Raw genomic sequence first — 13,456 nt, forward strand, 5'->3', positions numbered from 1 at the left:
CACTGAAGCCATGATCGAAATGCAGGAGTCACCTGTTGCGCCACCCGCGCGCCGACGTCGCTGGGTTCTGCCTGTGGTGGTGGCGGCCGTGGCACTCGCCGGAATCGGTGTCGGCGTCGCGCTCGCCAACCGCGGTGACACGTCGCAGTCGGCTGGGGCGACCAGCAGCGAGCTCGCCGATATCAGTCAGGCTTGCGCGACGTGGATGAATGACGACGCCCGGTGGGGGCCGACATCGGCGGGCTGGTGTCAGGACATGACGGGTTGGATGGGCCAGCAGATGACAAACGGCTCGATGATGGGCTCGATGATGTGGTCCGACCCTGACCAGATGCTGTCGACCTGCCAAGCCTGGATAGCAGCTGACCCGGCCTCCGGCCACCCTGCGGAGTGGTGCGAGAACATGATGCGCGGCATGTGGCCCCACATGAACGGCGACTGGGACCACTGGGACGAACAGATGAACGGCCCGATGATGGGCGGCTGACCACCCGCATCAACTCATACTCGTTGCTTCTTCTCCTGCCGGAGCAGATCGACCATCTCGGCGATCCGTCGAGCCCGCTCGTCAGGGCGTCGCTTCGTGGCGTCGATCCAGCGCAGGAACGCCTGACGATAGAACTGCGCCAACCCATCGAAGAACGCTCCCGCAGCAGGTTCGGCATCGAGCGCAGCCCGAATATCGTCGGCAAGATCCTCACGCTGAGGTCCCTCCGGTGAGAGCACGACGTTGACGACGTCGCCTGGCGCTACTCCACAATCGCGCCGCCATGCAGGACCGAGCACGATCCCGAACCCATCACCAAGCGGTTCGATTGAGGCCCGGACGTTCATTCCGTTCACGGTGCCGCTGACTCGATGGTCTGACTTGGTGCCCCAGACGGTGTCCGGATCGAACGGCACGGGCACCATGACGCGTGTGCGATCACCAGTCGTCACCACCGTCGAGTAGGAACGTGTCAGGGGCACTTGGCCACGCTAGATCGCCGAGTTCACTCGCGGTCGAGCACTGCTGCGATCTGCTCCAACGTCGGTGATCCGGCGTAGCCGTCGGGTGTGAGGTAGATGCGGCACGACAGACCTATCGCTTGGTCACCCTCGGCGAAAGGGTCGACACCGTCGATCAAGATCGTCGGCGAACCACGGAACGAGACGCGCTCAGCTTCCTCCTCGGTCATCACCAACTGATGCTCGATCGACAGACCAAAGCGGGCGGCGACCTCGCCCAGGCGTTGCTCCGCCAGTCTCCAATGCGGACAATCCGGAAAGTAGAGCAGTTGCAACCTGTGTGGCATCGGTGAAAGCCTAGGCAGCACCACGTCTACGTCGAACGGGCGCGCCTCGAGCTCGTGGCCGTGTTCGACGACGAGACCGCCGGGTGCCGGTTCCTCTCGGAGCGACGGCACAGCCTGACCGGACATTGTCAGCACCGCGTCAGCGCAACTCGCACCCACCAAGGCAACCGAGCGTGCAGGGCCTCTCGGGAGCTGTCCCGACCAACAGTCGTACAACACGACGGCCACCAACGGGATCCCACCAGCGCATACAACGAGCCTGCTCGCCGGGCCCAAAGTGCATCCTGATCAGGAAGAACGCCGATGAGCGCGGCCTAGCTCCCACGGGCCTCGGCGCACTCATAACCCGAAGGTCGCAGGTTCAAATCCTGCCCCCGCCACCAACGAAAGCCCTGGTAGATCGCAAGATCTGCCAGGGCTTCTTCGCGTCTCGGGGTCGATCTTCTAGCCATTCTTCTAACCATGTGGTTAGAAGATCAGTGCGCGAAAAGGCGATTCGCAAGGAGTTTCGTAGCGTTGTTGTCGGGCGGAGCTCGTGGCGCCGAACAGTCCTGCCGTCGGACCTTTCGATTGCGAACGTCGCCTAGGTCGCCTTCGCAACCGAGAGCTGACCGGGACCGGTTGCTGAGAAAGTTCGTGCACCTACGCGCAGCGCCGTATCTAAGTAAGTGTGAAGAGTCGTCGAGCCCCGGTCCTGCCCGCGCGAACCGTTCTAGTGCTCATCGCGATTCTCGCCATGGTTGCCGTTGTGACCTATGAGGCAGGCGCATGGGGTCTCGTGCTGCTCGGACTCGTCCTGAGCGAGAGCTATCGGCTTCTCTGGGGAGATCCGACGAACGAAGTCGAACGCGACGATCTGAAGGAAGAAAGACCACAGCAACCGACGATTTCGGAGAAGAAGATGAGGCACTACGGGCATCACGACACCACATCACTTGTGATGATGGCGCAGGCTGGTGACAGATCGGCCCTGGCGCTCGTCGTGCAACGTGAGACGCCGTACCTGCTCGCATATGCCAGCTCTTTCGCCGGTACTCTCCCGGCGACTCCAGCTGACCTCGTCCAGTTGACTTGGGAGAAGGTACTGCTCGGGCTGCCAGCTTTGCGTGAGCCGAGGCACTTTCGGACGTGGACGACGCGGATACTGCAGAACGTCGCAATACGGGAGAGCGAGCGGCTTCGCGAAGCTGATGAGCTTGACGACAACGCTGACTATGGCGGTGAGGATCTCTTTCGAGGAGTCACGGCTGAGGGCGTTCTTGAAGCGTACGACGCGCGTCGGATGCTCCGTTGGCTAGCCGACCATGTCGACCCGGAAACCGCGACAATTGCGATCCTCAAGGGGATCGGTGGGCTGCCTTGGAGCGCCGTTGTCCGTGAGATGAATTCGCGGTACCCGCGATCGGCTCCGTGGAGCAAGCGAAAGTGCGAGTCGCGAATCGAACGCATCACGAGTGCGCAGGCAAGTGTCCTGCGCCGTCTGCTTGGAGGCAGCAACAATGGAAGCTGAGAACATCTTTGACCTTCATCCGAAGGGCGTCAGGTTCCGAGAGCCGAGCGCCGAGGAGGCTCGCGACACGGTCAACGCCGTCTGCGACAATTTCGGGCTGATCAGGCCGACAGAACTGCACGTCGAGGAGGCAGCCCCAGTCGCTCGCCGGACTGGCCGATCTCAGAACTACAACCAGTACACCAGGTTCGTGAAATGGTGCGCAGGTCGTGCGGAGACTGCCGGCAACTTCCTCGTTGACCACCTCGGATTCACTGCCCTGCGGCTGACTGCTCTCGCGACGGCCCTCGCCGCCATTTCGAGTGCGTTGGTGTTGCTCGGCGAATTCGGCTGGGCAACGGCAGCATTGCTTGCGGCTGGAGGGTTTGAAGCTGTCGACGCGGTTGCAGCGAGGAAGTCCGTCTTCGATCGGCGCGACGTGTTCATCGACTACTTGTCCGACCGCGCCGCAGACGTCATGTTGTTCGGAGCATTCTGCGTCTACATGGTTGATCAGAGTCGAACCGCTGCCGCTCTTTCGGCTGTGGTGTTGCTGCTGTCACTCCTGAGCAGCTACGGGCGGGCGCAGGCAGAGGCTCTCCGATTCCGCTCGCAGTCGCGTTTCGGGAGGCTTGAACGTGTTGTCGGACTCGTCCTTCTCTTCGGCGGCGTCGGAGTTCTGGAAGCCATCACGGCTGGAAGTTCCTCCACGTTCGCAATTTGGGTGCTCTCAGGGTTGGCTGCTTTGTCGCTTACTACGCTGATGGAGCGGGTGTCGAGTGTGATCCGTTCACACGATTACCTGACCCTGGACACCGCGGGATCGTGGGATGACGACCATGACCTTCCGCGGCTGTTGCTCGGGATGATTGAGTCAAACGAGAAGCTGACCGTGATCGAGACGGCCGAGGGCCATCAAGAGATTGGGCAACTCATACACATTCGACGGGACCCGACCGGGAGGGCACTTGTAACCCTTGAGTCGGGGGTCACGTACAAGAGTCTTCGAAAGAGGCTTCGTGCTAGCTGAGCCTGCGAGAGACACGGCAGAAGCCGTTGCTGCCTTCGACTTCGACAAGACACTGACGACGAAAGACTCCCTTCTTCGGTTCTTGGTGGCAATTGCCGGATGGCCCCGGCTCGCCTTCGCGGTGATGAGGTCCGCGCCGGAGGTGATGTCTGCTTTGGCTCTCGGCGGAACGCGACGAGACCGTGCTCGAGAGAAGATCACGCGGCTGCTGCTGTCTGGCCGACGTGCCGCCGAAGTCGATGCCGTTGCGACAGCGGTTGGGCGTGCAATGGCGGCGCAATTCTTGAGAGCCGACGTCGCAGAGCGACTCGCGTGGCACGTGAGATCGGGGCACCGAGTGGTCGTGGTGTCGGCTTCGTTTGCACGCTATGTCGGAGTGGCTGTTGACGACCTCGGAGTAGAGCGTGTGATTGCGACGGAATGGGAAGTGGACTCGCAAGGTGTCCTGACGGGCGCGCTCGTGGGTGGCAACGTTCGAGGTGCCAGGAAGGCGGAGCTCCTGCGGTCCTATCTCGGGACTCCGAGGATCGCATACGCTTACGGCGACAGCGCAGGGGACGCTGAGATGCTTGCCATGAGTGACACCCCCACGTTGGTGGGACGGCGAAGGCTTGCCTCCTTGCAGCGTCCGTTCGAGCCGGACTGCTCCGAAGATCTTCGCAGTTGTGGGGAGGTCGTGATGCGACTCTCACACGGCTCGCCAAGATCGCACACACGGATCCAAACCTCCCGTCGGGCACAGGTACTCCGATGAGGACCCATCTCGTGCGGGATCTTGGGTGGGCGACCGCTCAAACGATTGGAATCGCCGCGGCTGCGTACATCCTCCTTGGGGTCTGGTGGTTGGTCTTCGGCGAAGATCCGTAGTCGGGATTCCGGAAGCGCCGTGTCAAGGAAGCTGCGTTGACATTCCGAACACGGCGTCGCCGAATGCCGCCGCAGCGTCGGCCTGCATGCCGGGGAGCACGTGTTGGTACACGGTCATCGTGAAGGCGGGGCTGCTGTGGCCGAGGCGTTCGCTGACGACTTTCACGGGGACGTTCGCCTTCAACAGGATCGAGGCGTGGGTGTGGCGGAGGTCGTGAAGGCGGATGCGGCGCGGGCCGTGTTCGGCGACGAGTTGGTCCCACATCTTCGAGAAGCGGTCGGGGTGGACTGCCTCGCCGGTCTCGGGATGGGTGAATACGAAGTCACCATCGTTGCGCGTCCCGTTCGCCATCAGCTGCTCGAGCTGCAGCCGGCGCCACGTCCGCAGCACTGCGACGGTCCTTGGGTCGAGATCGATCGTGCGGCGGCTCGTCGACGTCTTCGGGACGCCGACCTCGGCGCCGTAGCCAACCGATAGCAGCTGCTGGTCGACGACGAGTCGAGCCTCGTCGAGGTCGACCTTGCGCCACGTCAGCCCGAGTAGCTCGCCGCGCCGCATCCCGGTGTTCGCCGCGAGGTAGACCGGGGCGAACCAGGCGGTGTCTTCGATGGCGTCGAGGAACGATCGCAGCTCGTCGGTGGACCACACCTGTTGCTCCTTCGCTCCGGCGTGGCGCACGGTCGGCGGGTCGGCGAGGTCGGCGACGTTGCGGTGGACGGTGCCCTTGCGGTGCGCGTCGGCGAGCGCCTTGCGGAGCATGCCGTGGATGTTGCGCACCGTCTTCGGTGCGAGCCCACCGCCGGCGCCGTTGAGCTTGCCGTCGACGAGCAGCTCGGCGTACAGCGTGTCGAGGTCCTCGGGCTGCAGCTGACGCAGCTGGATCGCCCCGATCCTCGGCGCCACGTGGAGCCGGACGTTGTTGCGGTACGAGTCGAACGTCGATCGGCTCAGCTGCGACTTCTTCAGCGGCAGCCACCGGTCGGTGAGGTACTCGGCGAGCGTGATGCGATCCGGTGACCGGTACTCGCCGTCGTGCTGACGCTTCGTGATCTCGGCAGCGGCACGCTCGGCCTCCTTGCGCGTGGCGTAGCCGTCGTGCCAGTCGCGTTTCGCCTTGCCGGTCGCGGGGTCGATGCCGCCGTACACGACGACGTAGAAGCGGTCGCCCTTCTGCGCAATGTGAGCCATGTGGACCTCTCCGATCGGTCTTGCGCGCCCCTCAGCCCAACGTACAGACGTCAGGCCGCCGAGGGAAGTGGTCGCATTTCTCATGTAACGCGCGGAGCGGAGATGGGCCTTCGTGAGTGGGGTGAACCACGAGGAGTTCCGATGGGCCGAATCGAAACGATGTGTAGCGCAAGCGCTCTTCGGCGGAGTGTCGGGAGGGTGATGTTGTCAATTCGCGTTGAACCCGTCGCCTCCTTCGTGCGCCACGCAGCGATCGTGCACTGGCCGTCCGCTTCGACACCTGCGTCGGACTGCAGGAGGCGGCCGTGAGCGATACCCGGCAAGAGTTCCTGACCGTCGAGCAGACGGCCGCCGTGTGCGGCATCGGCCGCACGTCCGCGTACCAACTCGCCCGGCGCGCCGCCGACCACGGCGACGGCGACTTCCCCGCCGTCCGGTTCGGCAAGCAGCTCCGCATCCCCCGCCGAAAGCTCGAAGACCTCATCGGCGGACCCATCACCCTCCCCACCGATCCGCCGCCACCCGAACCCACGACCACCACACCGACCACCACCTCCAACAACGACCACCCCCGAACCACCACACCGAACAACACCAACACGACCACCACCCACCCCCACCAACCACAACTCCCACTCACCACACCATGACCACAAACCGAACCAACCAACCCCTCCACCCAACCAAAACAGACGAGTGCACAGTCGCGTCTGGGAACCGATCCGGGAGCCGGTGATGACCGTCCGGGTGTCGACGCTGAAGGGCCTGGGAGCCGGGCGCTACTACGTCGAGAAGCTTCCTCGCTACTACCTCGACGCCCACGAGCCCCGAGGTCAGTGGGTTGGGATCGCCGCCCACGAACTCGGCCTCGCCGGCGAACTCGACGACGAGGAGTTCCTCACCATCATGGACGGGCGCGACCCGAACCGGCCCGACCGCAACCTTGGCCGGGCGTACGGCGACACATCGGTCCGCGGATTCGACGTCACGTGCTCGGCACCGAAGTCGGTGTCCGTACTCTTCGCACTCGGCGACGACGAAGTCCGCCAGCGAGTCCTCCAGTCACACGACCGTGCCGTCGAAGCGCTCGTCGACTGGATCGAACGACACGCCCACACCCGCTACCGCATCGGCGGCGAAGTCGCTGTCGTCGACGCGAGCGGGATCGTCGCCGCGCTCTTCCGGCAACACACGAGCCGCGCCCTCGACCCGCAGATCCACACCCACGTCGTCATCCCGAACCGGGTCAAGTCACCCGACGGCCGCTGGCTCGCCCTCGACGCCCGACTCATCAAGCGCGACCAGCGCACCCTCTCGGCGCTCTACCACGCCGCCCTCCGAGCCGAACTCACCCAGCACCTCGGCGTCCGCTGGCGCACACCGGAGAACGGCATCGCGGAGATGGCCGACGTTCCCGACATCGTGCTCACCGAATACTCGGGCCGCACCAACGACATCCTCCACCGCATCGACGCCAAGCTCGACCGCTTCGTCGCCACCATGCACCGCGACCCGACGCCGAGAGAACGGTGGCGACTCGAACGCGAAGCCGTGCTCGACACCCGCCCCGGCAAGGAGCCGAACGTCAACGCCGCCGTCCTCCACGCCGAATGGCGCGAGCAGGCACGACAACTCGGCACCACACCCGAGGAGATCGTGGCCGACGCCGTCGGCCAGGTTGCCCCACGTCGTTCGCTCGACCAGCACGAGACCGCAGCGCTGATCGACCGAGCGATCGCAGCGATCAGCGAACGCCAATCCACGTGGCGGCCGACCGAGCTACAGCGCGAACTCGCCGGCCTGCTGGCGACCGATCTCGGCATCGACGCCGCACGTGTCATTGACGCGCTGGATGAACTCGCCGACTGGATCGCTACACACCGCTGCGTCGACATCTCCGCGCCGGTCCCGACCGACGCGCTGCTCCGTCGCGATGGTCGACCGGTCTCGGAGTCGGGAGTCGACCGGGCGTTGACTACGCAGGCCATCCTCGACCAGGAGCACGACCTCCTCGACTGGGCCGAGCGCCGCCTCGACGCTGGCGGCGACGTCGCACCCGCCGCGATCGACCGAGCCGACGTCGACCTCAACATCGCCCAAGCCGACGCCGCCTCCCGAGTCGCCGGCGACGAGCAACTCGTCCTCGTCGTCGGCCCCGCCGGCACCGGCAAGACCACCGCCCTCCGACCCGCCGTCGCCCAACTCCGCGCCGACGGACGACCCGTCATCGGCGTCGCCCCTTCCGCTGGAGCAGCCGAGGTACTCGAGGACGAGACCGGCGTCGTCTCCGACACTCTCGACAAGCTTCTCATCGAGCATCGCCTCGACCGACCACCCGACTACCGCTACGACCTGCCCGCAGGGACGACCCTCATCGTCGACGAAGCCGGCATGACCTCCACCCGCAAGCTCGCCGAACTCGCAGCCCTCGCCGACCGGAAGCGCTGGCGAGTCGTTCTCGTCGGCGACCCGATGCAGTTCTCCGCCGTCGGCCGAGGCGGCATGTTCGGCCTCTTCGTCGACACCTACGACGCCGTCGAACTCGACCGAGTCCACCGCTTCGACAACGACTGGGAACGCGACGCCAGCCTCCGACTCCGACGCGGGGACACCGACGTCGCCGAGCTGTACGACCACCACGGCCGTCTCCACGGCGGAACCGAGCACCGCATGCGAGCCGCCGCGATCACCCGCTGGTGGATCGAACGAGAAGCCGGCCGAACGGCCCTCCTCATGGCGCCCACCAACCACGCGGTCGACGAGCTCAACCACTACTGCCAGCTCGTCCGCATCGGTGAAGGCCAACTCGACCCGATGTCGCCGAGCGTCCGAGCCGGCGCCCACACGATCTTCATCGGCGACGAGATCGCAACGCGAGACAACGACCGACGCCTCCTCACCGACCGACGCAGGATGGTCCGCAACCGAGCCGAGTGGACCGTCACCGCCATCCATCCAGACGGCTCGATCAGCGCCGAAGGCCGCAGCGGCTGCGTCCGACTGCCGAAGGAGTACGTTGCCCAACACGTCGACCTCGCCTACGCCCGCACCGGCGCCGGCGCACAGGGCCGCACCGTCGACGTCGCCATCCTCTACCTCGACGGACCCACCGACGTCCGCAACCTCTACGTCCCAATGACCCGAGGGCGCTCGACCAACGACGTATTCGTCGCGACGACCGGCGAGCAGACCGCTCTCGACGTTGTCGCCCAGTCCATCGCCACCGACTGGATCGACCGCCCCGCCCTCGCCCGCCGGGCGGAACTCAGGAAGGTCGAGGACATCCGACCCGAGATCGCACGTTCACGCCAGAGCCGGCGCCGCGACGTCGACCGGCTTGAGCCCGAACTTGGCATCGACCTTGCGGCAACGCCCAAGCACCGACCGACCAAGCGATGGAGCGAGCTGCGAGAGATCGAGCGAGCGCTCGCAAGATGGGCCGGACGCGGACCAGAGGACTACCTCCCCGAGCCCGGTGCCGAACCCAGCCAGCCGTCGCAGCCGTGGAGCGAGATGAGCGAGAACGAGCGACTCCGTGCCGAGCTGTCGAGCTACGCGTCTGCGCGCGATGGGCGACGAACGGCCGGGGAATGGCGGCAAGCACCCCGGCCGGAGTTGCCTGGGATCGACCTTCCGGGGCTGTGATTCGAAGAGCCGTGATCTCCTCGGGGATAGGGATCGGGCTAGTTCTCACCGCCGTTCGGACGCTGTTCCGCTGCGTCGCGTAGCTTTCATCCGTGGCATCGACCAAAGCGCAGGACTCCGCCGTTCGACACTTCCTCTACCCGCTCAACCCAGGGGCCGAGTACGTCTTCATCGGCGCGGATGGCGAAGAAGTGCCGACCTCCTACGCCGAATTCCGGAAGTCACTCGACTACGCCGAGGCCGCCGAATGGGGCCTCGCCACCGGACATCGCAAGGTGCGGGCGCGAGACCTCATGTGGGCCTACTTCGCGAAGCCGGAGGGAGCGATACGTGCCGTCGGGCGCGTGCGGGAGGATCCGCATTGGAACTCGAACTGGGGTCGATGGGCGATATGGATCGACTGGGATAGGACTCTCACCGAGCGTCTCGCCAAGGATCCGATTCGGTACGAGGAGTACGGGCAGCGAGTTCAGGCTGCCGTGAACGAAGCAAACGCTCGGACTCTCGTCGTGCTTGGTCGGTGGCTCGATGCGAATCAGTCGACTCGTTCCCGCACGAGCGACACCGCCGTGACCTTCGTCGCGCGAGAGGTCGAGGCGCGGCTGGGCCAGCGAGAGTTCCGCTCGAACCTGATGAAGGCGTACGACAACCGCTGTGCGATCACCGGCTGCGAGGTAGAGACGGTGCTTCAGGCGGCACACATCCGCGGCGTTCGAGACGGTGGCGACCATGGCGTTGCGAACGGTCTTCTGCTGCGGGCAGACATCCACAACCTGTTCGATCGTGGCCTGATCTGGATCGACGCGGATCTCAAGACTCGGGTGGCACCCGAGCTCAAGGGCTCGGAGTACGCCCAGTACGACGGGCGCAAGCTTCTCCGACCGACCGTCGTCCGCGATCGGCCGAGCAAGTCCTCGCTCCGGCGCCACCGCTTGATCCACGGTCGATGAACGGGGGGACGCTTCTCGGTGTTCCGCTGACCGACCGCGTACTCTCAGGGCGTGCTCACCCTTCCCCAACTCGAGCGGCATCTCTTCGCCGCCGCCGACATCCTGCGCGGGAAGATGGATGCTTCCGAGTTCAAGGAGTACATCTTCGGCGCCCTGTTCCTGAAGCGATCCAGCGACGTCTTCGAGGTCGAACGCCAGAAGGTGATTGCGGACCAACTCGCCCAAGGCCGCAGTCAGCAGGACGCAGAGCGACGAGCCGACGACCCCGACTACTACCGCGAAGCGTTCTTCGTGCCGCCGGAGGGCCGGTGGGAACACATCCGCGACAACGTCCACCACCAGGTCGGCGACGGGCTGAACAAGGCGCTCGCCGCACTCGAGACCCACAACCCGCCGCTCGAAGGTGTGCTGCAGCACATCGACTTCAACAGGCGGGTCGGCACCACGACGGTCACCGACAAGAAGTGGCGCGACCTGATCGACCACTTCTCGAAGTACCGGCTCCGCAACGAGGACTTCGAGTTTCCCGACCTGCTCGGCGCCGCTTACGAGTACCTGATCCGTGACTTCGCCGACTCGGCCGGCAAGAAGGGCGGTGAGTTCTACACGCCCCGCCAGGTCGTCCAGCTCATGGTCCGCCTCGTCGACCCGCAGGCGGGCATGTCGATCTACGACCCGTGCTCGGGTTCGGGCGGCATGTTGATCTACGCCCGCAACCACGTCGCCGACAACGGCGGCAACCCGGCCGACCTGTTCCTTGCCGGGCAGGAGGCCAACGGCACCACCTGGTCGATCTCGAAGATGAACATGCTGCTGCACGGAATCCGCGACGCCGACCTGCGCAACAACGACACCCTCACCGACCCCGAACACATCCGTGACGGCGAGCTGATGCGGTTCGACCGGGTGATCACCAACCCGCCGTTCTCCCAGAACTACGACAAGAGCCAGCTCGCCCACACCGAACGCTTCCGCTACGGCTACACCCCCGAGGGCGGCAAGAAGGCCGACCTCATGTTCCTCCAGCACATGCTCGCCGTGCTGACGACCGACGGCATCGTCGCCACGGTCATGCCCCACGGCGTGCTGTTCCGCGGCGGCGAGGAAGGCAAGATCCGCCAGCGCATCATCGAAGACGACCTGCTCGACACCGTGATCGGGCTCGGCCCCAACCTCTTCTACGGCACCGGCATCCCTGCCGCCATCCTCATCCTGCGGGCTAAGGGATCCAAGCCGCCCGAACGCCGCGGCAAGGTGCTGTTCATCAACGCTGACCGCGAGTACACCGAAGGCCGAGCCCAGAACATGCTCAGCCCCCAACACGAACAGAAGATCGTCGCCACCTACCGTGACTTCGCCGACGTAGACGGCTTCGCCAACGTCGTCGCCGCCTCCGAACTCGCTGAGAACGACTTCAACTGCAATATCCGTCGTTACGCCGACAACGCTCCACGACCCGAACCGCACGACGTCCGAGCACACCTCCACGGCGGCGTCCCGATCACGGAACTCGACGATGCTGCGCCGCTGCTTGCCCAAGCCGGCGTCGATGTCGACACGTTCTTCACCGCCCGCGGTGACGGCTACGCCGACTGGAACCACGACATCCAGACGCACGCAGGTCGAGAAGCCGCCAAGGACGCGATCCGACGCGCCGTCGCTCAGCAGAGCACCGCAGCGGGGCTCGACAAGTGGTGGCACGAAGCCGCACGCCCAGCGCTGCTCGCTCTCCCCGAGAACGGAACTCTCGTCGGCCTCCGTCCCGAACTCGTCGACGCCTTCGTCGCTCATTTAGAGGCGGAAGACATCGACCGCTTCGCCGCAGCCGGCATGGCAGCGACCTGGTGGGAAGACAGCGTCTTCGACCTCCAAGCCGCCGCCAGCCGCGGATGGAAAGCCGTCCTCGAAGGCTGGCTCACCACCGCCGAATCAACCCAAGACGACAAGAACGCCCCCGACCTCGCCGACCAAGCGGCCATCCGACTCCTCGCTGGCGACGCCCTCGACCGCCGCCGCGATCTCGCAACCGAAGCAGCCCGTATCGACGCCGAGATCAAAGCCTGCGAAGCATCCGGCGACGAGGACGAAGAAGACCCCGAGCTTGAAGACACGATCAGCCCCGACGCGATGAAGAAACTCAAGGCCACCCGGACGAAGGCCAAGAAGGACCTCAAGACCATCGACGCCGGACTTCTTGCGACGGCCCGGTCAGCGCTCGCAGGTATGAACGCCGATGCCTCCACCGACGTTGTGATCGGCGAACTGCGAAGCCGCATCGAACGGCACCTCGGCAGCCACTACTCGGGCATCGAACGCAATGTCATCGCCTGGTACGACAGCCTGGCCGACAAGTACGGCATCACGCTCCGAGCACTCGAAGAGACGAGGTACGAGGCGGCGGCCCGCCTCGACAAGCACCTGCAGGAACTCGGATATGCGTGAGCAGCGTGTCGCGTCGCTCATTGCAGACGAATTTCCTGGAGAGTGGGGCGATCAGGATGCTGGAGACGGCCTCCGTGAAGCGTTCGTCTTGCGAGCGACCAACTTCATCGATGGCGGGCTCGACTATTCAAGTGGTGCTCGGAGGTTCATCCCCTCGATCAAGGTCGCCCGGAAGCGGCTGCAGAGAGGTGACCTCATTCTGGAGGCAGCGGGTGGTGGGCCTGGCGTACCGGTCGGTCGCGTTGCGCGTTTCGATCCACCGGATGATCGGCTGTACGTCGTGTCCAACTTCTTTCGCACGCTGAGGCCGGCGACCGGAACCGACCCCCGATTCACGCACCACCTTCTCGACCATCTGTACAGACAGCCCAAGATCTGGGAGGTCCAGCAACAGACCACCGGCATCATCAACCTCAAGGTTCGCGACTATCTGCAGATCCGAGTACCGGTGCCGCCGCTGGAAGAGCAGCGGCGGATCGCAGAGATCCTCGACACGATCGACGAAACGATCCAAGCCACGGAACGCGTCATCGCCAAGCTGTGAGCGAT

General features: G+C 65.0%; 12 protein-coding genes. 9 read left to right on the forward strand and 3 right to left on the reverse strand.

All coding sequences use genetic code 11. The features are described 5' to 3' along the window. The first annotated feature begins 88 nt into the window (after nt 1–88). The gene (locus ACE37B_RS14870; RefSeq protein ID WP_409924105.1) at nt 89–487 is read left to right on the forward strand and encodes a hypothetical protein; all 399 of its coding nucleotides are present in this window, start codon (nt 89–91) and stop codon (nt 485–487) included. 14 nt (nt 488–501) lie between these two features. Here ACE37B_RS14870 and ACE37B_RS14875 read toward each other — a convergent pair whose 3' ends face one another. Together ACE37B_RS14875 and ACE37B_RS14880 are read right to left on the reverse strand one after the other, a co-directional pair. Continuing rightward, complete coding sequence (locus ACE37B_RS14875) at nt 502–969, reverse strand: YdeI/OmpD-associated family protein (protein WP_409924106.1); 468 nt, start codon at nt 967–969, stop codon at nt 502–504. Between the two features lie 23 nt (nt 970–992). Next, nucleotides 993–1,295 carry a thioredoxin family protein gene (locus ACE37B_RS14880; protein ID WP_409924107.1) on the reverse strand — a complete coding sequence of 101 codons (303 nt, stop codon included), beginning with the start codon at nt 1,293–1,295 and terminating at the stop codon, nt 993–995. Nucleotides 1,296–2,010: 715 nt separating this feature from the next. Here ACE37B_RS14880 and ACE37B_RS14885 point away from each other — a divergent pair. From ACE37B_RS14885 to ACE37B_RS14895, 3 genes are read left to right on the forward strand one after another with little or no spacing between them, the layout of a single operon-like run. Beyond that, on the forward strand, nt 2,011–2,805 hold the full coding sequence (locus ACE37B_RS14885; RefSeq protein ID WP_409924108.1) for an RNA polymerase sigma factor: 795 nt from the start codon (nt 2,011–2,013) through the stop codon (nt 2,803–2,805). Next, nucleotides 2,795–3,814: a hypothetical protein gene (locus tag ACE37B_RS14890; protein ID WP_409924109.1), complete on the forward strand. Its 1,020-nt coding sequence runs from the start codon at nt 2,795–2,797 to the stop codon at nt 3,812–3,814. The genes ACE37B_RS14885 and ACE37B_RS14890 overlap by 11 nt, the downstream gene beginning before the upstream one ends. Beyond that, nucleotides 3,804–4,568, forward strand: coding sequence for an HAD-IB family hydrolase (locus tag ACE37B_RS14895; protein WP_409924110.1), 765 nt, complete (start codon nt 3,804–3,806; stop codon nt 4,566–4,568). Before ACE37B_RS14890 ends, ACE37B_RS14895 begins: the two co-directional genes overlap by 11 nt. Before the next feature lie 135 nt (nt 4,569–4,703). Here ACE37B_RS14895 and ACE37B_RS14900 read toward each other — a convergent pair whose 3' ends face one another. Continuing rightward, the gene (locus ACE37B_RS14900) at nt 4,704–5,870 is read right to left on the reverse strand and encodes a tyrosine-type recombinase/integrase (RefSeq protein ID WP_409924111.1); all 1,167 of its coding nucleotides are present in this window, start codon (nt 5,868–5,870) and stop codon (nt 4,704–4,706) included. 305 nt (nt 5,871–6,175) lie between these two features. Between ACE37B_RS14900 and ACE37B_RS14905 the strand changes: the two genes are divergently transcribed. The 5 genes from ACE37B_RS14905 to ACE37B_RS14925 all read left to right on the forward strand — a co-directional run bounded on the left by ACE37B_RS14905 (nt 6,176) and on the right by ACE37B_RS14925 (nt 13,451). Further along, nucleotides 6,176–6,520 (forward strand): helix-turn-helix transcriptional regulator, encoded by a 345-nt coding sequence (locus ACE37B_RS14905; protein ID WP_409924112.1) that lies wholly within the window; start codon nt 6,176–6,178, stop codon nt 6,518–6,520. A gap of 85 nt (nt 6,521–6,605) precedes the next feature. Next, nucleotides 6,606–9,515 carry a MobF family relaxase gene (gene mobF, locus ACE37B_RS14910; protein ID WP_409924113.1) on the forward strand — a complete coding sequence of 970 codons (2,910 nt, stop codon included), beginning with the start codon at nt 6,606–6,608 and terminating at the stop codon, nt 9,513–9,515. A gap of 92 nt (nt 9,516–9,607) precedes the next feature. Beyond that, nucleotides 9,608–10,465 carry an HNH endonuclease gene (locus ACE37B_RS14915; RefSeq protein WP_409924114.1) on the forward strand — a complete coding sequence of 286 codons (858 nt, stop codon included), beginning with the start codon at nt 9,608–9,610 and terminating at the stop codon, nt 10,463–10,465. A 51-nt stretch (nt 10,466–10,516) separates the two neighbouring features. Then, nucleotides 10,517–12,907 carry an N-6 DNA methylase gene (locus ACE37B_RS14920; protein WP_409924115.1) on the forward strand — a complete coding sequence of 797 codons (2,391 nt, stop codon included), beginning with the start codon at nt 10,517–10,519 and terminating at the stop codon, nt 12,905–12,907. Beyond that, complete coding sequence (locus ACE37B_RS14925) at nt 12,900–13,451, forward strand: restriction endonuclease subunit S (protein WP_409924116.1); 552 nt, start codon at nt 12,900–12,902, stop codon at nt 13,449–13,451. The genes ACE37B_RS14920 and ACE37B_RS14925 overlap by 8 nt, the downstream gene beginning before the upstream one ends. The last annotated feature ends 5 nt before the right edge of the window (nt 13,452–13,456 follow it).

It is taken from the genome of Ilumatobacter sp. (assembly GCF_046290335.1).
GTDB lineage: Bacteria > Actinomycetota > Acidimicrobiia > Acidimicrobiales > Ilumatobacteraceae > Ilumatobacter_A.